19 protein-coding genes, 1 tRNA gene, 1 pseudogene and 1 riboswitch are annotated in these 23,620 nt (G+C 38.7%); of the genes and pseudogenes, 13 read left to right on the top strand and 8 right to left on the bottom strand.

The features are described from left to right. Positions 1-5 precede the first annotated feature (5 nt). The 4 genes from LVD15_RS09615 (at position 6) to LVD15_RS09600 (ending at position 5,072) form a co-directional block, all read left to right on the top strand. Positions 6-986 (top strand): helix-turn-helix transcriptional regulator, encoded by a 981-nt coding sequence (locus LVD15_RS09615; protein ID WP_233780068.1) that lies wholly within the window; start codon positions 6-8, stop codon positions 984-986. A gap of 151 nt (positions 987-1,137) precedes the next feature. Continuing rightward, a riboswitch (SAM riboswitch) is annotated at positions 1,138-1,261 on the top strand. Positions 1,262-1,509: 248 nt separating this feature from the next. Beyond that, entirely contained in the window at positions 1,510-2,820 is a 1,311-nt protein-coding gene (locus tag LVD15_RS09610) for an O-acetylhomoserine aminocarboxypropyltransferase/cysteine synthase family protein (RefSeq protein WP_233780067.1), read from the top strand. 25 nt (positions 2,821-2,845) lie between these two features. Beyond that, complete coding sequence (locus LVD15_RS09605) at positions 2,846-3,850, top strand: homoserine O-acetyltransferase family protein (protein ID WP_233780066.1); 1,005 nt, start codon at positions 2,846-2,848, stop codon at positions 3,848-3,850. Between the two features lie 7 nt (positions 3,851-3,857). After that, a complete protein-coding gene (locus tag LVD15_RS09600) occupies positions 3,858-5,072 on the top strand; it encodes a homoserine dehydrogenase (RefSeq protein WP_233780065.1) in 1,215 nt (404 codons plus the stop codon). A gap of 55 nt (positions 5,073-5,127) precedes the next feature. Here the strand turns inward: LVD15_RS09600 and LVD15_RS09595 are convergent, their stop codons facing one another. Further along, positions 5,128-6,993, bottom strand: coding sequence for a choice-of-anchor I family protein (locus LVD15_RS09595; protein WP_233780064.1), 1,866 nt, complete (start codon positions 6,991-6,993; stop codon positions 5,128-5,130). Between the two features lie 252 nt (positions 6,994-7,245). Here LVD15_RS09595 and nqrF point away from each other — a divergent pair, with 252 nt between their 5' ends. The 4 genes from nqrF (at position 7,246) to LVD15_RS09580 (ending at position 10,531) form a co-directional block, all read left to right on the top strand. Further along, the gene (gene nqrF, locus LVD15_RS09590; RefSeq protein WP_233780063.1) at positions 7,246-8,553 is read left to right on the top strand and encodes an NADH:ubiquinone reductase (Na(+)-transporting) subunit F; all 1,308 of its coding nucleotides are present in this window, start codon (positions 7,246-7,248) and stop codon (positions 8,551-8,553) included. Positions 8,554-8,660: 107 nt separating this feature from the next. Beyond that, positions 8,661-8,906: a hypothetical protein gene (locus tag LVD15_RS27090; protein WP_306416907.1), complete on the top strand. Its 246-nt coding sequence runs from the start codon at positions 8,661-8,663 to the stop codon at positions 8,904-8,906. A 10-nt stretch (positions 8,907-8,916) separates the two neighbouring features. Beyond that, a complete protein-coding gene (locus LVD15_RS09585; protein ID WP_306416906.1) occupies positions 8,917-9,822 on the top strand; it encodes a formimidoylglutamase in 906 nt (301 codons plus the stop codon). 1 nt (position 9,823) lies between these two features. Further along, entirely contained in the window at positions 9,824-10,531 is a 708-nt protein-coding gene (locus LVD15_RS09580; RefSeq protein ID WP_233780062.1) for a DUF6503 family protein, read from the top strand. A gap of 17 nt (positions 10,532-10,548) precedes the next feature. On the opposite strand, the gene LVD15_RS09575 is transcribed toward LVD15_RS09580, so the two are convergent. Further along, positions 10,549-11,736 carry an NRAMP family divalent metal transporter gene (locus LVD15_RS09575; RefSeq protein WP_233780061.1) on the bottom strand — a complete coding sequence of 396 codons (1,188 nt, stop codon included), beginning with the start codon at positions 11,734-11,736 and terminating at the stop codon, positions 10,549-10,551. On the opposite strand from LVD15_RS09575, the gene LVD15_RS09570 reads away from it, so the two are divergent. Further along, positions 11,657-11,896 (top strand): hypothetical protein, encoded by a 240-nt coding sequence (locus tag LVD15_RS09570; RefSeq protein ID WP_233781017.1) that lies wholly within the window; start codon positions 11,657-11,659, stop codon positions 11,894-11,896. The two genes, LVD15_RS09575 and LVD15_RS09570, sit on opposite strands and share 80 nt — an antisense overlap. Before the next feature lie 299 nt (positions 11,897-12,195). On the opposite strand, the gene LVD15_RS09565 is transcribed toward LVD15_RS09570, so the two are convergent. From LVD15_RS09565 to LVD15_RS09550, 4 genes are all read right to left on the bottom strand, one after another. After that, entirely contained in the window at positions 12,196-13,230 is a 1,035-nt protein-coding gene (locus LVD15_RS09565) for an NAD(P)H-dependent flavin oxidoreductase (RefSeq protein WP_233780060.1), read from the bottom strand. Beyond that, entirely contained in the window at positions 13,208-14,119 is a 912-nt protein-coding gene (locus LVD15_RS09560) for a M28 family peptidase (RefSeq protein WP_233780059.1), read from the bottom strand. Before LVD15_RS09560 ends, LVD15_RS09565 begins: the two co-directional genes overlap by 23 nt. A 7-nt stretch (positions 14,120-14,126) precedes the next feature. Then, positions 14,127-14,594, bottom strand: coding sequence for a zinc-binding metallopeptidase family protein (locus tag LVD15_RS09555; RefSeq protein ID WP_233780058.1), 468 nt, complete (start codon positions 14,592-14,594; stop codon positions 14,127-14,129). A gap of 171 nt (positions 14,595-14,765) precedes the next feature. Then, on the bottom strand, positions 14,766-16,061 hold the full coding sequence (locus tag LVD15_RS09550; RefSeq protein WP_233780057.1) for a DEAD/DEAH box helicase: 1,296 nt from the start codon (positions 16,059-16,061) through the stop codon (positions 14,766-14,768). Between the two features lie 49 nt (positions 16,062-16,110). On the opposite strand from LVD15_RS09550, the pseudogene LVD15_RS09545 reads away from it, so the two are divergent. From LVD15_RS09545 to LVD15_RS09535, 3 genes and pseudogenes are all read left to right on the top strand, one after another. After that, a pseudogene (locus LVD15_RS09545) lies at positions 16,111-17,452 on the top strand (dihydroorotase). Between the two features lie 72 nt (positions 17,453-17,524). After that, a tRNA-His gene (locus tag LVD15_RS09540) sits at positions 17,525-17,600 on the top strand. A 104-nt stretch (positions 17,601-17,704) separates the two neighbouring features. Beyond that, positions 17,705-17,962, top strand: coding sequence for a hypothetical protein (locus LVD15_RS09535; protein WP_233780056.1), 258 nt, complete (start codon positions 17,705-17,707; stop codon positions 17,960-17,962). A 25-nt stretch (positions 17,963-17,987) separates the two neighbouring features. Here LVD15_RS09535 and LVD15_RS09530 read toward each other — a convergent pair whose 3' ends face one another. Continuing rightward, positions 17,988-20,636 carry a carbohydrate binding domain-containing protein gene (locus tag LVD15_RS09530; RefSeq protein ID WP_233780055.1) on the bottom strand — a complete coding sequence of 883 codons (2,649 nt, stop codon included), beginning with the start codon at positions 20,634-20,636 and terminating at the stop codon, positions 17,988-17,990. 193 nt (positions 20,637-20,829) lie between these two features. Here LVD15_RS09530 and LVD15_RS09525 point away from each other — a divergent pair, with 193 nt between their 5' ends. Continuing rightward, on the top strand, positions 20,830-22,542 hold the full coding sequence (locus LVD15_RS09525) for a PNGase F N-terminal domain-containing protein (protein ID WP_233780054.1): 1,713 nt from the start codon (positions 20,830-20,832) through the stop codon (positions 22,540-22,542). Between the two features lie 190 nt (positions 22,543-22,732). Here LVD15_RS09525 and LVD15_RS09520 read toward each other — a convergent pair whose 3' ends face one another. Then, on the bottom strand, positions 22,733-23,482 hold the full coding sequence (locus LVD15_RS09520) for a hypothetical protein (RefSeq protein ID WP_233780053.1): 750 nt from the start codon (positions 23,480-23,482) through the stop codon (positions 22,733-22,735). Between the last annotated feature and the right edge of the window lie 138 nt (positions 23,483-23,620).

Genomic DNA, 23,620 nt, shown 5'->3' with positions numbered 1-23,620 from the left:
ATAAAATGAATCGCATTGACAGGCTATCGGCTATTTTAATTCAACTGCAAAGCAAGAAAGTAGTAAAAGCTCAAATGATTGCCGATCGGTTCGACATAAGTTTACGTACGGTATACCGTGACATCAGAGCACTTGAGGAAGCTGGCATACCAATAGGGGCTGAAGCTGGTGTAGGCTATTTTCTTATGGAGGGATATCACTTGCCTCCGGTTTCATTTACTAAAGAAGAAGCCGGCGCTATAGTAATAGCTTCTAAGTTGGCAGAAAGGCATGCTGACCAATCTATCCAGCACCATTTCGAAAATGCTCTTTTTAAAATAAAAGCCATCCTTAAAATACAAGAAAAGGAATATCTTGATAATCTGGAGCGCAATATAAAAGTCTTAACCCTGCCTAATCAACCTTCAAGAAATAATACCTTTCCGGATAATTTTATCTCAGACATAAACACCGCCCTGGCTCAACATAAGGTGGTAGGCTTTGAATATTTTTCCACCTATAACCAAAGCTTCACTCATAGAGACGTAGAGCCTGTTAATCTTTGTTTTTATAGTAACCACTGGCACCTTATCGCTTATTGCAGGCTTAGAAAGGCCATGCGAGATTTTCGTACAGACCGAATTACCAAGCTGCAGATTAATGAAGAGCATTACACTCCACATAATAGCTCTGATTATCAGGATTATCTAAACCACCTCATTTTGGGCTCTGACTTAAGAAAAGTAGTGGTTAGAATGGATAAAAGAGTGGCTCTAAACCTGAACGATCAAAAGTATTACATGGGCCTAATAGAGGAAATAGACCGTGACGATGAAATGGAAATGGTCTTTATGATCTCGCACCTGGAATATTTTGGCCGTTGGCTCTTATCTCTAGGCACCCGGGTAAGGCCTACAGAACCAACTGAACTTCTAGAAACGATGAAAGGTCTTACTGCAGAAATGCTTCAGCACTACCATAACCAACCTCCCGACAACAATAACTAGGGCTGCTTATCTCATATAAAAAATCATTTTAAGCCTATTACAGCTTAAAGCACAGCCACTTTTAAAATTTTTCCGATGCTTTGTTTGGAAACATTGTAAACGCTGCTTACGTTTGTCCCATCAATTCGATATGCTCTTAACCAGAGAGATCGATTTATAAAGAAGCGTGGAGAGACAGGCTCTTAGAAGCGCTAGCAACCTGGTCACCAATCCAAGGTGCTACTTCCTGATCCCAAGAACGTTCGTCAGGTGGCGAATACGGGAGAATATAAATTGATGGTAATGAAAAGATCAATCCAACATCAAAAAAGGCTTTTAGCCACATTTCAGCGATCAATACAAACGCTAATTTCTTCCTATTTATTTGATTCCAACTCAGCCTATATGTGCTGTTGTTGTTGCTGTTAGTACCTACCTAAAACGTACTTAAACAAAATTGCCTTCTTGGCAGAAAAAACTATACTCAATTTTTCTCGAGTATATCAATCAAATAAATTATTCCAATTAGCTAAAAAGTATTAAGATGTCACAATCATATAATTTCGAAACATTACAGCTTCATGCTGGGTATGAAGATGTAGAAGCCTCAACAAGATCAAGAGCTGTACCTATTTACCAAACTTCATCATACACTTTTAAAGACTCTGAGCATGGAGCTAACTTGTTTGCTCTTAAGGAGTTTGGTAATATTTATACTCGCATAATGAACCCTACTAATGACGTTTTCGAGAAACGCATTGCAGCATTAGAAGGTGGGGTAGCAGCTGTATCAGTAGGTAGTGGGCAAGCGGCTCAGTTTATAGCATTAACTAACTTCCTGCAGGCAGGAGATAGTTTTGTTTCTACTCCATTTTTATATGGAGGTACTTACAATCAATTTAAAGTAGCTTTCAAAAGAATAGGCATAGAAGCCAAATTTGCAAAGAGTGATAAACCAGCAGATTTTGAAGCTCTTATAGATGAAAACACTAAAGCTATTTATCTGGAAACTATTGGTAATCCTGGATTTAACATTCCTGATTTTGATGCCATAGCAGAAGTAGCTAAAAAACACGATATTCCTTTAGTAGTTGATAATACATTTGGGGCTGGAGGTTATTTATTTAGGCCTTTAGAACACGGTGCCCATGTAGTAGTTTCTTCTGCCACCAAATGGATAGGCGGACATGGAAACTCTATTGGAGGGGTGATTATAGATGGAGGAAATTACAATTGGGGTAATGGTAAATTCCCTCAGTTTTCTGAGCCATCAGAAGGCTACCATGGTCTCAACTTCTGGGAAACATTTGGCGATAACAACCCATTAGGTTTACCCAATATCTCCTTCGCCATTAGAGCAAGAGTAGAAGGACTAAGAGATTTTGGCCCTGCATTAAGTCCTTTTAACTCATTCTTACTAATTCAAGGGTTAGAAACTCTTTCATTAAGAGTAGACCGAACTGTAGAAAACGCACTAGCTCTGGCGCAGTGGTTAGAACAGCATGAACATGTGGCCTCAGTAAATTACCCAGGCTTAGAGAGTAGTTCTTACCATGACTTAGCTAAAAAATATCTAAAAAGAGGATTTGGAGGTGTGTTTACCTTTGAACTAAAAGGAGGTAAAGAAAACGCAATAAAATTTGTGAATAGCCTTAAGCTTATTAGCCACCTGGCCAATGTTGGAGATGCTAAAACACTCATCATTCAGCCATCGGCTACCACACACCAACAGCTCAGTGAAGAAGCACAACTTGCATCCGGAGTTCTGCCTAATCAACTCAGATTATCGGCAGGAATAGAACATATTGAAGATTTAAAAGCTGATTTAGAAAATGCCTTTAACGCAGTCTATTGACAAACAAACTGAAACGAAGCCAAATTTGAATACCTATAAATACGATCATGAGTTCAGTATGGAGTGTGGGAAATCACTCCCTGGGCTCGAGATCAGCTACACTACTTACGGTAAATTATCTCCTGAGAAAGATAATGTGGTATGGGTTTTTCATGCGCTTACCGCCAATGCTGATCCTGTAGAATGGTGGCCTGGTTTGGTAGGAAGTAACTTCCTGATCGATCCTGAGAAGCACTTTATTATCTGTGCTAACATATTGGGCTCATGCTATGGCACCACCGGGCCAGCCAGCATTAACCCGGCTACTGGTGAAATCTATGGCTTCGATTTTCCTCTTGTTACCGTTAAAGACATGGTAGAAGCACATAAACTTCTACGAAAACATTTAGACATACATAAAATATACCTGGGCATAGGCGGCTCCATGGGCGGACAGCAACTCCTGGAGTGGTCTAGCTCTGAGCCAGATTTATTCGAAAATATCTGCGTGGTGGCTACTAATGCACGCCACTCTGCATGGGGAATAGCTTTTAACACCTCTCAAAGGATGGCCATAGAAGCGGACCCTACGCACACAGAAAAAAAGATAAAAGCTGGTGCCAAAGGTTTGGAAGCGGCAAGAGCTATAGCTATGCTCTCTTACCGTAACCAAACCACATACAGAAAAACACAAACGGACTTTGATGATAAACTAGATGACTTCAAAGCGAGCAGCTATCAATATTATCAAGGTAAAAAGCTCAGCGACAGGTTTGCGGCCGTTTCTTATTGGTATTTGAGCAAAGCAATGGACAGCCATAACATAGGCCGAAATAAAAAATCAGTCCCTCATGCTTTAAAAAATATTACCGCCAGAGCACTGGTAGTAGGCATTCGCTCAGACCTGCTTTTCCCGGTAGCTGAGCAAAAATTTATAGCGAAGAACATTAAAGACGCTCGCTTTGCTGTGATAGATTCATTTTATGGGCATGATGGCTTTTTAATTGAAACAGAAGCGTTAAGTAAAGAGATAGAAAATTTTTTGAAATAAAATTCATATGAGTAAGTATAAAATTGGACTTTTTGGGTTTGGATGTGTTGGAAAGGGACTTTATGAAACACTCACCACTAATAATGATTTAGATGCCGAGATCTCTAAAATATGTGTTAAAAACAAAGACAAAGACAGATCTCCCATCGCTTCAGAAAAATTCATTTTTTCTGCTGATGAAATTTTAAACGATGATTCTATTAATATAGTAGTAGAGCTAATTGATGATGCGGAAGCGGCCTTTGAGATCGTAACAAAGTCATTAAAAAAAGGTAAAGCTGTAGTTACTGCTAACAAAAAAATGGTAGCCGAACACTTACCCGAATTAATAGCTCTTCAAAAAGAATATAACACTCCTCTTTTATATGAAGGTGCTGTATGTGGCAGTATCCCAATCATTAGAAACCTGAATGACTACTACGCTTCTGAGCAAATCACTGAAGTAAAAGGAATATTTAACGGATCTTCTAACTACATTCTTACTAAGCTTTTTCAAGAAGGCCAATCTTATGATGAAGCCCTAAAAGAAGCACAGGAAAATGGTTTTGCTGAGACAGATCCAACCCTTGACGTAGGAGGTTTCGATCCTAAATTTAAACTGAGCATTGTAATCCAACATGCTTTTGGCATTTCTGTAAGTCCTGAAAAAATCTTTAACTGGGGTATTCAAAATATTTCTGACGAAGATATTCGTTTTGCCAAAGAAAGAAATCTTAAAATAAAATTGGTAGCCAAAGCTACTGCAGTAAACGGGCAGCTATCCTTACTAGTGGCTCCTCATTATATTGATAGCGACAATCCGCTTTACCACGTTGAAAATGAATTTAACTGCGTACTTATTAATGGTAAATATGCCCATGAGCAAACATTAATCGGTAAAGGAGCAGGAAGTTTGCCTACTGGCCTGGCGGTATTAGCTGATGTGGCTTCTCTTACTAAAGAATACACTTATAACTATGCTGAAAGCAGAAACCTAACGGTACAGGAAGACTTGTCTGAAGTTTACTTACGCTTTGATGATCCTGAAAACGTAGATCTTTCAGTCTTTGAAAATGTTTCAGAGAAGTTTGTTGGGCAAAAGCATGGTTATGTGATCGGAAAAATCAGCTTGCAAAACCTTAAAGGAATTTTAGAAAAAGCTAAAGAAGGTGCTAATGTGATTTTTACTTCAGGTAAAAGCGCTGAAATAGAACTTTCGAAGCTTACATACTTTTACGCTTAAACCAAAAAGGCCCTGTAATTAATAACAGGGCCTTTTTGGTATATTTCAGAGCTTACTACATCACTACCTCAGGCTGAAACACCAAAACCTGACCATCATCTTCTGAGCTTACTACTAACAAACTTCTTCCGGTGGGGCTTTCTTCTGCCGAAATGAAAACTATTCCTTCGGGAGCATCTCCAGTCTCTAAAATTTGCAAGAAGCTTGGTGCTGTAGGATTAGTTATATCATATATCACCACAGCATCTACCCTTTCTAATCCTACAAACGCTATTGTTCGGTCTCCCATTATGCCAATTGCCACTCCTTCAGGTTCTACCCCTTTATTATCACTTCTACCATCATCATATATGCCATAATCATTAATGGCTCTTTCCATAGCACTACCACAATCATAAACCAAAGCTCCCGTACTACCATTCCAAATGCTGAAAGATCGACCCCCAGGAACATATAATTCATTATAAGAAGACGTACTTTCATTATACCCTAAAGTAGTAGTAACAGTCAGCCTGCCCAGATTTTCATCATCCATTATACTGGCATCAGTAAATACGGAATTATCTAACACTACATTTTTCACCCTTTCCTCTTCACTATAACCATCATAATCCCGGGTATCACCTTCATTAGCAGTTATAATATAGTCCGTACCTCCTATAGCGAAATGTGCCAAAGCATCAGGCATGTATATTCCTTTTACCGGCCACAGGCCAAAATTAACGGCGCCATCATCATCGCTAGGATCTATTTCATTACCAGTTATACTAAAATCTTTATAGCCCAACGGAAAAATATCTGTAATTGTAGCCGACTGAATATCTATTTTTGCAATACCATTGTTTTCTTGCAAGCTCACCCATGCATATTGAGAATCTTCAGAAATAGTAATATATTCTGGCTCTATGTCCTCTGCAAAACTGGCATTAGGCCCGAAAATTCTAAACCCTGCCGCCATTAAATCTGCTTGCTCAGAAGCAAAGCCTTCAAAGCCAAGTGTAGTCACGGCGTAGTCAGACTGCGTATCTATAATAGAAACCGAACCTTCCGGATCAATATCGTAATCATCATTAGGTTCGCCCTCATTAGCTGATAAAACATACCTGCCATCAGGGGTAAAAGTGACCATATCAGGTAAGGCACCTACAGTTACTAATGCTGCCAGGTTATAATCTGAAGTGTTGAATATTACAACGTTACCATCGGCTTGTTTATCATCTGCCTCTATAGCTGCGGCCAAATAACCATCTTTCACGGCCACACTATTTACTCCGCCTCCATAGGGAGTAACATCAATACTGGTGATAAATTCTAGACTCGCAGGATTAGAAAAGTCTACCACATCTATTCTTGAATCTTCAGCATTATTAACCACAAAAAGCCGGTTAGTAGATGGATCAAATGCAGATATCTCTGCCGCTCCTTCTCCGCCACTGAGCGTAATTCCACCCGCCAATCCAAAACTTGCAGGGTCTTCTACAAGAGGTATCTCATCTTCCTTTACCGTAAGTACAAATTTATTCAAACTACCCACAGCAAACAGTTCATCAGATAATTCAAAGATTATTGTGAAATCCCCTTCCAAATCTTCGTTATCAATAGGTCTTACCGTAAAACTACCTTCTGTTTCATTCTCAGAAACTATAATTGTAAGTGTCCCTTCTTCAGCTGCGGGCTCAGTAGTATAATCTTCTCCATAAACAGCCTCAGTAGAAATATTAATGATAACCGTACTACTCTCGTTATAAGCTTCGGTAAAAAAGAAAGGAATAGTATATCCGGCAGAATCTTCAGGCATACTACCTGCTGTACTTTCAAACTGTAATATTTGTGGGTTATCACAACAATCTTCATCATCAGAACAGCTCACAACAGGGAGCATTATGGCTATAATGGCCATTATTAATAAGAGTTTTTTCATAATTAGGTGTGTTAATTAGTTTAAGGCCTGAAAGTAATATGGAGGAAGCCAAAATCGATTATGAAAAAATTATGATAATGTTAATTTCTTAAACCCTATAATAAGCCTGAGTTATGAGAGATGAAGGACATTATTATTTATAGCCGATACCAAAATTTAGGGTATCAGATTATAGTTTTAGATATTTACTAAATATATTTGTAGTCCCTTGAATAGGGGGCAATTTTTTATTGAATAAATGATTCAAATTCAATGAGTACAATTATTTTAACATCCATCGTAGCATTTACAATCATTATCCTGCTATTGGTGTTTATTCTTCTTTTTGCACAATCTAAACTTGTGCAGTCAGGCCCGGTTAACATAGTTATCAACGGAGATACTGACAACCCTGTAGTTACTTCCGCTGGATCTTCATTACTTTCCACATTATCAGCTCAGAAGATATTCTTACCTTCTGCCTGTGGTGGTGGTGGTACATGTGCCATGTGTAAGTGCGTAGTACAAGAAGGGGGTGGCGATGTGTTACCTACAGAGGTAGGTCACTTAAGCAGAGCTGAACAAAAAGAGAATGTACGCCTTTCATGCCAGGTAAAAGTTAAACAAGACCTTAAGATAAAAATACCTGAAGAAATCTTTGGTATTAAGAAGTGGGAATGTGAAGTTGTATCTAACTACAACGTTTCTACCTTCATTAAAGAATTTGTAGTAAGACTTCCTGAAGGAGAAACTTTAGACTTTGAAGCTGGGGGTTACGTTCAGATTGACGTACCTGTAGTAACGGTTAACTTCTCTGAAATGGACATTACTCCAAAACCTGAGCTTAATCACCCTAACGATGTATTCCAGTCTGACTGGGATAAATTCCAACTATGGGGCTTGGTAATGAGAAATGATGAGCCTATCTACAGAGCTTACTCTATGGCCAACCACCCTGCAGAAGGTAATATCGTAATGCTTAATATTCGTATTGCTACTCCACCTTGGGACAGAGGTGCTGGTAAATGGATGGATGTTAACCCAGGAATTTGTTCTTCTTATATATTCTCAAGAAAGCCAGGTGACAAAGTAACTGTTTCTGGTCCTTACGGAGAGTTTGCTATCAACCACTCTACTAACAGAGAAATGATCTACGTTGGTGGTGGTGCAGGTATGGCTCCTCTTAGAGCTCAGATATTCCACTTATTCCACACCATGAAAACTGACAGAAAAGTTTCTTACTGGTATGGAGGTAGATCTAAGAAAGAATTATTCTACGTGAACCACTTCAGAAAAATTGAAGAAGAGTTCCCTAACTTCCAGTTCAACATTGCTCTTTCTGAGCCTTTAAAAGAAGATAATTGGAAAATTAAAAAGAGTCTTGATGATAAAGAAGGTGATGGATATACCGGATTTATTCACCAGGCACTTTTAGATAACTATTTAAAAGATCACCCTGAGCCAGACGAAGTAGAATTCTACTTATGCGGACCTCCTTTGATGAATGCCGCAGTTCTGAAAATGCTCGATGATATGGGTATTCCTTCTGAAAACATCAGATTTGACGACTTCGGAGAATAAACTCATAAAACATAAATTTGAAAACCCTAAAGTTTCGGCTTTAGGGTTTTTTATTTTTAATTAATTGGCAAACCATTAAATTTAACCTCTTAAGAAAAGCCTGATATATGGATCTGAAAATCTTTTTTTCTCCGATAGAAGAAGAGCACTTTGCTCACATAAAACAAGCCAATAGCTTTTATAAAAACATAAAAGTATACACCGATAAAATGCCCCCGTACCGGGAGGCTGACATTGCTATTATTGGAGTAAATGAAGAAGCAGGCACGGAGCATAATAAAGGTACCGCCAAAGGCAGTATTGAAATCAGGAAGAAGCTATTTAACCTAAAAAAAAGGCCACGGCCACTATAAAATAGTGGACATGGGTACCCTTAGAAATGGCATAGACCATGGAGAAACATTAGGGAGAATAAAAGAAGTTTGTCAGAACCTCATTGAAAATAATGTTCTCCCTTTAATCATCGGCGGCTCTCATGATCTCGACTACGGCCAGTACCAGGCGTATGAAGATTTAGATAAACTGATCAGCCTGCTCAATGTGGATGCTTTTCTTGACATGGAGGATTCATCAGCAGTAAGTGCCAGTCAGCAGCATATTCATAAAATTTTGCTTCATGAGCCCAATTACCTTTTCAACTATAGCCATTTGGCCTACCAAAGCTATTTAATAGACCCTAATGCCATTGCTATTCTGGAAAAGCTATATTTTGAAGCCTATAGGATAGGACACCTCAGAGCCAATATTCAGGAGATGGAACCAATCATTAGAAATGCTGATATGCTGTCTTTTGATGTTACAGCTATTAAATCAAGTGATGCTCCTGGCAATGCTAATGCCCAGCCTTTTGGTTTAACTGGGGAAGAAGCCTGCCAGATCTGCTGGTATGCAGGACTTAATGAAAAACTAAGCTCCGTAGGATTCTATGAGTACAATCCCTTGCTAGACGATGATAATAAAAAAACTGCCGCTGTAATAGCCACTATGATATGGTATTTTGTAGAAGGCTTTTATCATCGTAAAAACGAGCAGAACTTCAAGAATAATGACTACCTGAAATTCGTGGTTTCTATGCCTTCTGAGCCTGAAGTATTGCATTTTTATAAAAGCAAAATCAGTGAAAAATGGTGGATGGAAGTACCTTATCCACAAGGAAAAGAAAAATATTCCAGAAACTGCATTATCCCATGCTCATATACTGATTACCAAACCGCCACTAAAGGAGAGTTACCAGAAAGGTATATTACCACCCACGCGAAACTCATATAATATGAAGCACGCTCTATTGGCCCTTATTATCATCGCCTCCATTTCTGCTACCAGCTGCCATGAACCTTCTAAAGGAGAAGAGCTGATCAACAAGACTATTGAGGTCATGGGTATGAAGTCGCTGAATGGCAAAATGGTAGAGTTTAGTTTCAGAGATAAAGAATATGGTGCCAAGTTCAACAATGGTCAATACCAATATATCAGATTATTTAAGCAGGATAATGACCTCATAAGAGATGTACTGACTAATGATTCCTTTAAGAGATATATAAATGGTGCTCTGGCAGAAACACCCGACAGTACTGCCGCTAAGTATAGCAACTCCGTAAACTCTGTTATCTATTTTGCTCTACTTCCATATGGCCTTGATCAAGAGGCTGTAGTTAAAGAATACCTAAAAGAAACCACCATTAAAGGCCAAGCTTATCATAAAGTCAAAGTAACTTTTAGAGAAGATGGTGGTGGTGAAGATTATAATGACATTTTTCTTTATTGGATAAATACGGCCAACCTTAAAATTGACTTCCTTGCCTATAAATACCATTCTGATGGTGGAGGCATGCGCTTTAGAAAGGCTTATAATGAAAGGCAGATTGAAGGCATCACATTTTTAGATTATTACAACTTTCAACCTTCATCTACAATCAATTTTATGAATATTGACCAAGCCTATGAAAACGAAGAACTAGAAAAAGATATCAGAAATTAATCTTAAAGACATCACCATTAATAATTTTTAACTTTTCTAAGCTTCAAAACCCGAAGTACTGTAAAAAGCAGAACTGGAGCGCCTATTAGTTGTAAAAAAATCAAAGTGGATAAATCTCTATTAGCTTGAATATGAAAAGCTGTACAACAGGTCTTATAAATATTATTAATACCAATAATTAGGACCACGTCCAAGATCAAAACAGAGAGCACATTAATCAGCCAACCATTCAGACATTTGGCTGTCATTACGTTAAGATCATTCGCCTTGATTATTAAAAAAATAGTTACCAGCGGCAATATCATTCCATTTAAAGCCTGAGCCATAATAATTATTGGAATGGGCTTGAGAGCAGTAATTCCAAATATAAATCCTGTAATTAGCACTAATATCCAGCCCCATTTGTAGGCTCTATCCGTACCTCCAACATTCTTCATAATCAGAGCCGCAGCCAAAGGTGCAGTAACAGAAGAAGTAAGTCCGGCACATAATAAGCCTAAAGCCATAAAGATTTTTGCCCAAGCCCCCAAGTGCTCACCTGTTACACTAGCCAATTCAGCAAAAGATACGACGTCATTAATTTCTATTCCCGCTACTAGAATAGCCACAGAAACTACCCCGCCTAACAATACCGAAACAACCAGACCGAAACGCATGTCAGGAATCTGTTGTCCTTTGCTTATGCCTGAACCTAGAAAAAGGTTATAAGGCACAATAGTAGTTCCTATCAAACCTATAACTATCCATTCACTGCCTGCGGGCACACTAGGAATAAGTCCTTGAGCAATAGCGCCCTCTTCCAGGTCTACATTAAAAGCTACTACGCAAAAAACAAGCCCCATAACTGCTACAAAAACACCCAGAAAACGGCTTACTGTCTGCACACTTCCAAACCATAAAATTAAAGCGCAGATAATCACTAAAACTGACACAGACAAAAAGACCGGCACGTCAATCAATAAATTCAATCCTGCTATAGCCCCTAAAATATTTCCCGCCTCATAAGCTGCACAGCCCACAAGTACACTTATAGCTATAAGTAGCTTCACCTTTTTAGAATCCAGAATATTAAGAATCTCTTTCCCTGATGCTATGGTTATACGTGCAGCCATCTCTTGAAGCACCATGCAGGCAACTGTAGCAAAAGCCAAAGCCCATACTAAACCTGTATGGTATGATGCTCCTGCAGCAGAGGCTGTGGCCAATGTACCCGGACCTATAAAAGCTGCTGAAATGACAGACCAGAAAAAGTATTTGGAGAAATTTTTTCTTCATAAAAAGAATAGAAAATTACAGCTAAAATTAACCTCGGTAAAGCGTTGGAATCATATACTTTTTTGTTTTTATGACACATTTTTAGCTTAACAATGTAACATTTAAACCGAAAAAAATCACTCTTATAAAAACAACCTCTTCACTATTTAATTACACAGTGATTCCAAGGCTAATTATAAAAATATTTTAATATGAAATAAAATTTACGAAACAAAATATAATGATTCACAAAATCAATTCCGTTTAAAGATAATTCTGTCAATTCATCCAACACGTAAGGTTAGTTCAGTAATTACCTTTCTAAAAAGAATATTATTAATGATATTGCGTGACCTATAAAGCTCAGTTAAAAAGAAATTAAAATTTAATTTCAACCTAAACCCAGGACTTTAGATCGCAGATCTGAAATGCCTGTAAACCAGAAAAAAGGAAGTCAATTGACTTCCTTTTTTTTTATCCCAATAGTTCTTTATAAAATTGGCCACAATTTCACTTACAGGCTGCACCTGTGTTACATGCTCAATCGAGGGGCCAGCACACCAGAGTGTTTTATAAGTGGCTCCAAAAGCTGCCTTTTGTAAACTTTTCATTCCTTTATAGAAAGTGAGCATTTTCATGTACTTCTTCAGCTTTTTATGCTTATTGAGCAGCCTTTCCAGCCAGTTTTGTTGAGTCCCGATTTCCTGAACATAAGGTGTGTTAATCACCGTGCAAGGTGTGCCTGACAATTTATCGGTCATCACTATATCATCCTTACCATATTTAACAATGGCCTCTTTATATGCATCAGAAACACCAGCTTCCTCCGAGGCAATGAATATGCTGCCCATAGAAATACCACAAGCCCCCAAATCCAACATCTCTTGCAGCTGCTCTCCTTTACCCACGCCTCCGGCAGAAATAACAGGAATATTACAAACTGACTTCAATAAAGGAATAAGATCCTTAGCCTCCATATTTCCGGCATGCCCCCCTGCTGAAGAATTAACGGCAATAAGTGCATCGGCACCTAATTGCTCTACCTTTTTAGCATAAACCTCTTCTGTAACATCACAAAAGACCTTTATACCATGTTTTTTACACTTTTCAATTACCAGCTTCGGGTTACCCAGAGAAGTAATTATAAAATCAATTTTCTCTTCAACACAAATAGCCAATTGTTCCTTTAGCCGGAAATTGGATTTGTTTACAATAAGGTTAATACCAATAGGCCCCGCAACCTTCGACTTCATCTCTTTCAAAGCCTGCCTAAATTCTTCATCTGTTCTGTAATTCAAAGAAGGAATAGCTCCGGTGATGCCTGCGCGGGTAGCTTCAATAACCATTTCTGTATTAGACACCAAAAACATTGGCGCCATGATAATAGGGAATTTTATCCCTAGCATTTTGGTAAGTTCAGTCTCAAGGATTTCCATCGATGCCATATTTATCAATTAAATACACCAAAGCCGCCATGCTGGCTGCTCCTAACTCAAGTTCTCTTTTATCGATTTTATCAAAAGTATCTATACCTGTATGATGGTAATTAAAATAACGCTGAGAATCTGGCAGAAAGCCAATTAAAGCGGTTCCTTGATCTTTGAGAGGGCCAATATCTGCACCACCACCCTCTTTACCAAAGTCATAAATGGTATAAGGCTCAAATAAGTGCTTCCATGACATCAAAGAAGTTCTCGCGGCTTCACTGCCAGATATGGTAAACCCTTTAGGAGTAAAACCGCCTCTGTCAGACTCAATGGCCGCTATATGCTTTTCCTTATTGAAACTGGCTAATTCAGCATATTTAAGACCACCTCTGAGACCATTTTCTTCATTCATGTACATAACAGCTCGTATATTTTTCTGGGGAGTATACTTTAGCCCTTTAAGAATTCTTAGCACCTCAATAGACTGAACACACCCTGCCCCGTCATCATGTGAGCCATCGCCCAGATCCCAACTATCCAAGTGCCCGCCTACTACAATATATTCATCAGTATTTCCGCTACCATACATCTCTCCAATTACATTATAAGAAAGCACATCTGGCAGTGTTTTACAGTGAGTTTCCACATACAACTTTAAGGAAGCATCATCTGCCACCGCCTTGCTTAAAAGATCTGCTGAATTAGTACTAATAGCCACGGCCGGGATTGCTTTCACTCCCTCTTCATAATGGAGCGTACCAGTATGAGGAATATCATCATTATTAGAGGCCATAGACCGTACTACCACCGCCACAGCCCCCAACTTAGCGGCTTCTGATGCTCCTGCTACACGCTGGCCTACTGCACCTCCATAAGCAGCGAAAGTATTGATAAGGCTAGCGTCCATAGGTCGGTTAAAAAAACACTATTTTCCCCTCTACCTTTTTCTTTCCCAGCTTTTTGAGTTCATCAAAATCCATCACTTCTACCACTTCTGCCAGCACACCTTCTTCATTAGTACCTACAGAATTTCCTAAAGCACACGCATCTAATAGTTCAGGACCAAACTTACCTGAACTCGCAATTTTAACTGTTTCTTGTTTCCCTCGCACCCAGTGCGGCACCATCACTTCTTGTAAATAAACGGTATCAAAGCCATAAGCCGTCATGGTTTGTCGGCTCCACTCTACCGCTGCCGCAGCCTCAGGAGAGCCGCTTAGTCTCCCGCCAATTTCATTGCTTAGGTAGTCTAACATTTCATATGATTGACCGTGCTCTAACGCATAGTCAAAAATATTTTTGAGCATCTTCTCATCATCCGTTTGCGCCTGGATGGTAGATGTCAAAAAAAGCAAAAAGATTATAATGCCGTTTAATTTCATTTATAAGATGCATTTAAGAAGTGATATTCATCCCACCCAAAAGCATAGGAGTACCCTATCCACTTTAGTAGAATACTGAAGATTGGAATTTATTCTTATAAATGAAAGGAACCGAAGGTTTTTCGGCCTACGAGCCAAAAAGATAATCTAAAAGCAGGGGTCTAATTTAGGCTACCTTCTTTTTCTTCTTTTAGATACTGGCTTCTTCTCTTTAAATTTGACCTTCTTTTCATGAAAAGCACCTTTAAAATCAGGGTTCTCCCTTCTTTTGAAGGTATCTATATCTCGCTCAATATCCTGACGCTCCGGCTTAGGTGTTTCTGTGATAGTTACTCCTTCCGGAATTGGCTTTATCTGAATAGTGTCCTTAATTAACTCCTCTATTTTAGTAATATGAAGCATTTCGGCCTTGTTGGCAAAAGTAAGTGCCTTGCCTTCCTTTAAAGCTCTACCTGTTCTACCTATCCTGTGAACGTAATCTTCATAAATAACAGGGACATCAAAATTGATAACGTGCGAAACTTCAGTTACATCTATGCCCCGAGCTGAAACATCTGTAGATACCAAAATACGCAGTTGCCCTTCCTTAAATTGATTAATAGCATTAATTCGGCTGTTTTGCCCTTTATTAGAATGAATTACTCTTATGCTACCATAATCTTTTCTTTCCAGGTACTTAAACACATTGTCCGCGATGGTCTTGGTTTTAGTGAAAATCAAAACTCTTGCAAACTCTTCCTTCTTCAGAAAGTATTCTAACAAATTGATTTTTGACTTTAAGTTAGGCACTTCGTAAAGTTCCTGATCTACCGTTTCAGCCACAGTAGCTTGTGGTGCCACTTCTGCCACCTCAGGAAATTCCAGAAACTCTTCTGACAAGCGTATTACTTTTTCTGGCATAGTAGCAGAGAAAAGTAAATTTTGACGCTTTACAGGAATTACCTCCAGTATTTTTCGGATCTGCGGCATAAAGCCCATATCCATCATTTTATCAGCTTCGTCTAACACCAGCGTTTTTATACTTTTGGTAACTAACTCACCTTTCAGGTAAATATCCATAAATCGCCCTGGAGTGGCAATCAGAATATCAACTCCTTTTTGTACAGCCTCTATCTGCACCTTTGGCCCTAAGCCACCATAAATTGCTAAATAACGCAAATCTGTATATGAAGAAAGCTCCTTTACTGACTGCTCTATTTGCAGCGCCAGCTCTCTCGTAGGCGCCAAAATAAGCACTCTGGGGTCATTGCCCTGAGCGTATTTCGCCTTATAAAGAATAGGTAATACAAAGGCCGCTGTTTTTCCCGTTCCCGTTTGCGCTATCCCCATCACATCATGACCATTCAAAACTAAAGGTATTGCTTTTTGCTGTATAGGCGTAGGCTCATCATAGCCCAGCTCTTCCACAGCATTAATAAGCTGCTTGTTTAGTTTAAAATCATGAAAGCTTGCCTTGTCAGACCCCATAAAAATTTAAGTTTATTTGTTGTTGCAATCAAAAACAGGAAATTTGTCTATGCAAACCACACTAATTACAAACGCCAATATTGTAAATGAAGGTAAGACCTTTCCTGCAGATATCCTGATAAAAGGCGAATTTATAGAAAAAATAGCTGATAACATCTCTTCCGAAGGTGTAGATGAAATAATTGATGCTCAGGGCAAATATGTAATACCCGGAGCTATTGATGATCAGGTTCATTTCAGGGAGCCGGGATTAACACACAAAGCCACTATTTATACTGAGGCAAAAGCAGCCGTAGCCGGCGGGGTAACCTCTTTTATGGAGATGCCCAACACTGTACCCAACGCGCTAACACAGGAATTGCTCGAAGATAAATATGCTATAGCAAAAAAAGACTCACTGGCTAACTATAGTTTCTTTATGGGGGCCAGCAATGATAATATTGAAGAAGTTTTAAAAACTCCGGCTGATAAAGTTTGTGGGATAAAAGTATTTATGGGCTCCTCTACAGGAAATATGCTGGTAGATAATGAAGCCACATTAAATAACATCTTCTCTAAAGTAGAGATGCTTATTGCTACCCACTGCGAAGATGAGGCCACCATCAGAAAAAATACAGCGCTCTTTAAAGAAAAGTATGGTGAGGATGTGCCTATTAGCTGCCACCCGGAAATAAGAAGTGCTGAAGCCTGTTATCTTTCCTCTTCCCAGGCAGTAGCTCTGGCTAAAAAACATGGTGCCCGTTTGCATGTGCTTCATATCAGCACTGAGAAAGAGCTTAGTTTATTTGACAATAGCATTCCGTTAGCAGATAAAAACATTACTGCTGAAGCCTGTATTCATCACTTGTGGTTTAATGATGCCGACTATGACAAAAAAGGCACTTATATAAAGTGGAACCCCGCAGTAAAAAAAGGTTACGGATCAGCAAGCTATATTTAATGCCGTTTTAGATAATCGGATTGATGTAATTGCTACTGACCATGCTCCGCATACTATAGAAGAAAAAGAAAATACCTACTTCAAAGCACCTTCCGGAGGGCCATTAGTACAGCACAGTATTACAGCTATGATGGATTTTTGTAAGCAGGGAAAAATCAGCATTGAAAAAATAGTTGAAAAAATGAGCCACAGCCCGGCCATATTATTCAACATAAAGCAAAGAGGTTTTATAAGAGAAGGATATTATGCTGATTTGGCCATTGTAAACCCTGAAAGCAGGTGGGTAGTAGATAAAAGTAATATTTTAGCTCAGTGTGGCTGGTCTCCTTTTGAAGGTCATCAATTTAGCGCAAAAGTAGAAAATACCTTCGTTTCTGGCCATCATGCCTATAATAATGGCACCTTTAATGAGGGCAAAAAGGGCCATAGACTACTTTTTAATAAAAGATAAAAATATTTTCCTGAAATAGTATTTGTAAATTCAGAACTACTCTCTAAATTTGCAGTCCCTTTAGGGAAAAATGGTGGTTGTAGTTCAGTTGGTTAGAACGCCTGATTGTGGTTCAGGAGGTCGTCGGTTCGAGCCCGATCTTCCACCCAAAAGCCTTCTTAGATCAAGAAGGCTTTTTTATTTTCCTCTTCTCCTTCATTTTTAGCTCTATTACTCTTAACTTTTCGCTTCTTATTTTCGAAAAATGACGATATGATTCAAAGCCATGTCTTTTTTAACGAATTGCCCGCTCGGGAAAAACTGCGAACACTCTTTCTTGAGGGTGATTTTGTAGTTTCTATTCGTTATTATGGCTACAAAGTGAATCTTTACCTCCTACATAATTTTTATGTGGAAGTTTTTTATAATCATAAGCATGACTTTATAGAAAGGATACAGCCGCTAGACCAAAACCATTCTAGAATGAAATTCTACTCTGATCAGATAAAGCTGCCGGAAGACATTTCTTGAAAACATAATACGGTTTATTTCCTTTTCACTCAATCAATATTTCATCAGCAAACAGCCATGAAATAGAGCCTGTAAAAAGATAGCCTTCAGGAATTCGACCGTAAGCTTTGGCTTTTAGCCTCACATAGCGCACCTGCTGATCTTTTATTTCTACCGACAACTGATGAACCACCGGCTCGCCTCTTACATTTCCTGCCAAATTTTCTTGTTCGCCTACAAAATCGAAATTAACACCGTCTACAGAAGTATATACCTCTATTTTGGTGGGCAGGAAAATACCGCTATTAGGATCACATAAAAAGCTGCCGCTCACCTTATTGATTTGAGTAAGCTCTTTCAAATCAACCGTCGCTATCATATCAGTACCACTAAACCCTAACCATTTCCCGTCTTTAAAAGCAGTAGATCCCATAACACCGTCGGTTAGGCTATTTGCTCCATTGGCCGGGTACTGGGCATGAGCAGGATTCTTCAAAGTAGCAGGCTTTCCCAGCGCCCGATTGACAGGAATAAATAATTGAGAAGCAGCATATTCCTTTTTACCGTCAAATATCGCGGCATAAACTGTGGCTGATTTTTTAATTGTAATCGGCCTCTTATAAATACTACTTTTAGCAGTAGGTTCTTTATCAATATCAAATCGGATTTTGCCTTTCTCTTCACCCCCTTCAATAGTCACTTCAGCTATATTCTCAGGTGTTATTTCATAATTAATAACGGGTGTAGGGCACATTTGCAGTAAATCGAACCAACCAGTACCACTATCTTTCATTTCCAGAGTAAGGAGGTTGTTAGTAGAAGAAACGGGTGCAGTAAATACAAATGAGTATTTTTTCCATTCAGAGGTTAATTGAAAGGAGCGTTGTTCATTCATTAACTTCATAGACAAAGTAAAAGAAGGCATTTTTTCCTGTGCTTTGGCCATTCCCCAAATAGAAACTTCATAGCTATTATCCTTATTTACTACCAATGGTAAAAAACGAATTTTATTCCCTCCGTTATCCCTGGGGCTTATCACTCTAAGGCTTAGCATTCCATCTACACTCAACCTAGGGTCAGTGAATACGGTAGCTCCCAGATCCTTCTGAGCAAAATCTGTATAGGTTTTATTGAAACCAATGGACTGCCCCGCACTTGTTACCTCTTCAAAACTTGGGTTAACAATTAAGTTTTTGCTTGACACCTTAGCTACTTCCTCAGAGTCTCCTTTATGAATTAGATAAACCCTGGTACTTAGAGCATCGATCATATCATGGATGTGATTGTCACCATAAGCTACAGATCTGTTTTCAAACCATAACTCAGCTTCTTGCTTATAATTCACGCCATCATTCTCAATATCTATATCCAAACTTTTGGGCTTGTTATCTTTATTAACGGCTATTACAAGTAGGTTGCCTTGGTATTTAAAGGCTTTAGTGAGAATACGATCGTCTGAGACCTTCGCCTCCGGAGCTAAGTCTGCAGACAGTAGAAATGAAGCCATTTGCGAAACTTCTACTGCCATATTACTACACTCTGACCACGCAGATACCGCTTGAGGATTAATATTACCCTCACCTCTGATATAATATTGAATCCCTTTTGCACCTGAGATCAGGCCCATATACGTCATTACCCTTAGCTCATTGGCAGTAGGTTCTCTTTCCCACATTTCTTGACCACCAAAAGCCTGAGGCACCATCCACACTGACTTCTTATATTGATAGGCATCTGTATAACCATTTAGATTATATAAAACTTCTTCAGGCGCTTTAGGGATCGGATAAGGGTCAGTCATGGCTATGTCCATTGTGTTTTCAAATTCTGCAGCTCGAGAAGGCATCATAAAAACAATTGAAACAGGATGATACGGATCTACCTCATGAATAACATCATATGCCTCTTCCAGGATGGAAGCCGGCCTGCCCTGTCCATCTGGCTCATCATTTATATACCACGATAAAAGTGCTGGATGATCTTTAAAAGTCCCTATCTCACTTTTCAACAAAGCTATTTTTTCCTCCTTCGGCATATCTAAACCTGGTGCCCCGTTATGACCACTGCCTATTAATGAATTCACAGCATATTGCACTTTTATTCCTAGCTCAGCACACCGATCCATATAGGCCTTACGCTGGGCTAAACCTTCAGGTTGATTATCCTGATATGGTCCTATTAAATTCATACCATGCACCACTTCCTTTTCAGGCAGATTACCCACTGGTACACAATAAAAGCCGAAAGGAAAAAATGGAAGACCATCAGCGATTAATCCACCAGTTAACCTATCAATTTGAACGGCATTAGATTTCGCAGGCAGCAACGTCACCTTTATATGACCTTCTTGAATTACTGCTTTATTTTTAGTCAAGGAGTATTTTAATGCTGATACGCCTTGAGGAAGGGAAGCATTTTGTAGAGTAGCCACCAATCTATTATCAACATGAGCTTCCGTAATATCTAAATGCTTTTCTCCAAACCATAGGTCAATGTTCCATCCATTTTTATTAATTTCTTCAGGTAGTACAGCGATCAGCTCAACCTTATTATTAGGCATATAATAATTATACCTGCTAAACACCTCCCTTGACTGTGCTTGTATTGAATTAAAAGCAGTTGAAAAAAGAGCTAAGACTACCAGCAAAGTATATATGGTAAATGCCTTAGATTTTGATTGAAATATTTTCTCCATAGTATGAGTAATTTTTAATAGACCGTGGTAAAGCATGTATTCAATTAGTTAGCGCCCAATTGAACACCAACTAGTTTAACAAATTTTCTTCAAATTATCGCTAAATCGATTTACTAATTTCTATCACCCTTTGGATCATTATTTAGTTTCTTATAAATTCACCATTGAAAATCTTCTCAATAAATTAAACAGAATGTATAAATTCATAATGACATTACTGCTGTTTAGCATTTCCGGCCTAAGCATAGCAGAAGTAAGCCAACAAGGCAAAAGTGGAAAGGTAGAATATTCAGCTTGGCATAATGGTGAGATCAATAAAGAGCGAGACCCATTAATAGTGGAATACAACCAGGGTATTGCCAAAAGCTGGACAGACCAGTCTGACAAAAACCTAATCCCTGAGGTTCCTAAGCAGGCCAATTATTTCGATTATTCTAATAAGAAAATATACCGCCAGGCCATTTTCATGGACGGTGATGCCTATTACACCCAAATGGATTTCAATGACCTCGAAGGCTTTAAGCCGGAAGGTTCGCCTGTTAAAATACTAGGCTACAATTGTCAAAAGTATACCGGTTCTTCTTTTTCTAATAAAATTGAACTTTGGGTTACAACTGAAACAGGCTTGCAAGGCACCCCAATATTATCTTTTCCGTACCCTAATGGACTAGTTTTGAAATATGTACGTAATGAAAATTACGGATGGCAAGCTACTGACATAGAATTCTATAAAAAGAAAAAAGCACCTAAACTGATGCCAACCGATTTAGGTAAAGAAATCGATCAGGTAAATTTTGGCTTACGCTTAGCTAATGCGTTTGTGAAAGAGGTGAAAGTTTTTGAGAACGAACAAATTAATTGGGGTGATGAGATTAATAACCCTGAAGGAAATGTAACTGACGCGCTATACAGGTTTGCCGGCGGCACCGTGATCGCTAAAAAAGTGAAGCTTCCTGAGGTTCCTAATGGCACTACAGTATTTGCTGAGGTAGTAGAAAAATCTAATGGTGATGCCTATGACAGAACTGGCTCAGCATTCATTATCCCTACAGGGAAAGAGAAAAGCTTTTTAGATGGTTTAAAATCAGGTGTTGACGCCCTGCCTAAGTATGTAAGCAAAGAAAATAAGACCTATCAAGGTGTGGTTAGTACCGATGATTATGATCCTATAATTGAGTTGATGCGCTTTTTCACTCCATTTGGCGTAAATCATTTCAATGACAAGAGAGATGTAGGAATTGCCTGGGCTGATTCTGTAACTTATAAAGAAGAGGTAAGTCATTTGCTTCCTGTTTTACAGGGCGAATGTTGGCTGGCAGTATTCATAGGAAATTATGACGGTGGTGGTCATAAAGTAAGCCTCAATTTGAAATACCATCTTAACGAACAAGAATCATCAGAAGAGCCTAAAGGAAAGCACTGGGTACAATCTGTATTTAACACTACCAACGTAATGGAAATGGCTGGCCAAGAATATGGAACCATGTTTAAAACAGATACCTTAAAAGTAGAATTTGAAGTACCTGAAGGCGTCAAAAATGCTACCTTCAGATATATCTCTACAGGCCATGGAGGCTGGGGAGGTGGCGATGAATTCGTTCCTAAAAAGAACCAGCTTTTCTTAGATGGAGAGCCCTTTTTCAGCTATACGCCCTGGAGAGTTGACTGTGGAACCTATAGAGCATATAATCCTGCCTCGGGTAATTTCTGGAATGGATTATCTTCTTCTGATCTGAGCCGCTCAGGATGGTGTCCGGGATCAGTTTCTCATCCATACTATACTGATATCGAAAACCTAACACCTGGTAAACACACTATAGAAGTGTATATTCCTTTAGGGGAAAGAGAAGGCAATATGTTTAGCGCCTGGAATGTTTCTGGTGTACTTATTGGAGAGATAGATTAGTAAGTAATAAAATCATAGTCCACCAAGGGTGAGGTCAACTTAAAAGGCTTCACCCTTTTTTAATGATTCAGGCTTAGCCAATATTATTATTATCTGTATTTACCGGCAGAAGCCTTTGAAGATAGGGCATAAAAAAAAGCTGCCTCACATAATGTAAAGCAGCCCTCTAAATATTTTAAATATTTATATCTTAAACAGCAGCTGTAGAGCCTGCTTTTTGAGCCTCTAGCATAGCTATTTTAAATGTCTTTTTAGCTTTGTAACCACAGTATCCGCACTCATAATGTTTCATAAGTTCGCCTTCTGCTGCTGGTGACGGAGCTTTCAAAATCTCTTCTCTTGCTACTCTAAATGTCTGATAGTTACACTCAGGGCACTGCAATGCATGTAAGTGACCAGCATACTTTTCAATTTTAGTATAGCCAGTTTCTTCGTCTACCCACACATCATAGTCAATAGAAAATATATTTTCCTCTGCCTGCATACCTTCATCAAGATAAACATCTTCCTCTTCTTCACTAAGAAGCTTCATAGGCTTACCTGTTTTAGGAGAAACTCTTGGCTTGTAACGCAATTTCTTCAATCTCTTTTCTATATAAAAAGGATAGTAGAACTTAAGTAAGTTCTGAATAATAACGCCAAAAATTAGCCCCATAGAAATGGTTACAAAAATTCTTACAAACAGCCACAGTATTCCCAATTCATAAATAAATGAATTTGAGTAAAATGCACCTGCAACAATGAGGAGAACGCTACAGGTCATTAACACACTGATCTCACTCCTATTAATATAATCGTACTTGCTCTTTGAATCACTGGTGGCAGTCAGTTTAATCAAATGTCCTAAAAAAATCAAAATGGATACTCCTGCCAAGCCAAACGCTATATACTGCGCCCACGTATTCCAGGTCTCAAAAGATTGCATCGATGTTTCTTCCATGGCCTATAAACTTTAAAATGTCTTTCGTAAGGTTTATTAAAAAAATTTCAATTAACGCACAATTTATAAATTACTCTCCACTTTTAATATTTCTTTCTTAAAAAAAAGAGAAAATTTAACCTGAACTCCAAACTTTCG

Source organism: Fulvivirga maritima (assembly GCF_021389955.1).
GTDB classification, from domain to species: domain Bacteria; phylum Bacteroidota; class Bacteroidia; order Cytophagales; family Cyclobacteriaceae; genus Fulvivirga; species Fulvivirga maritima.
This window is presented reverse-complemented; position numbering and strand designations above follow the sequence as displayed.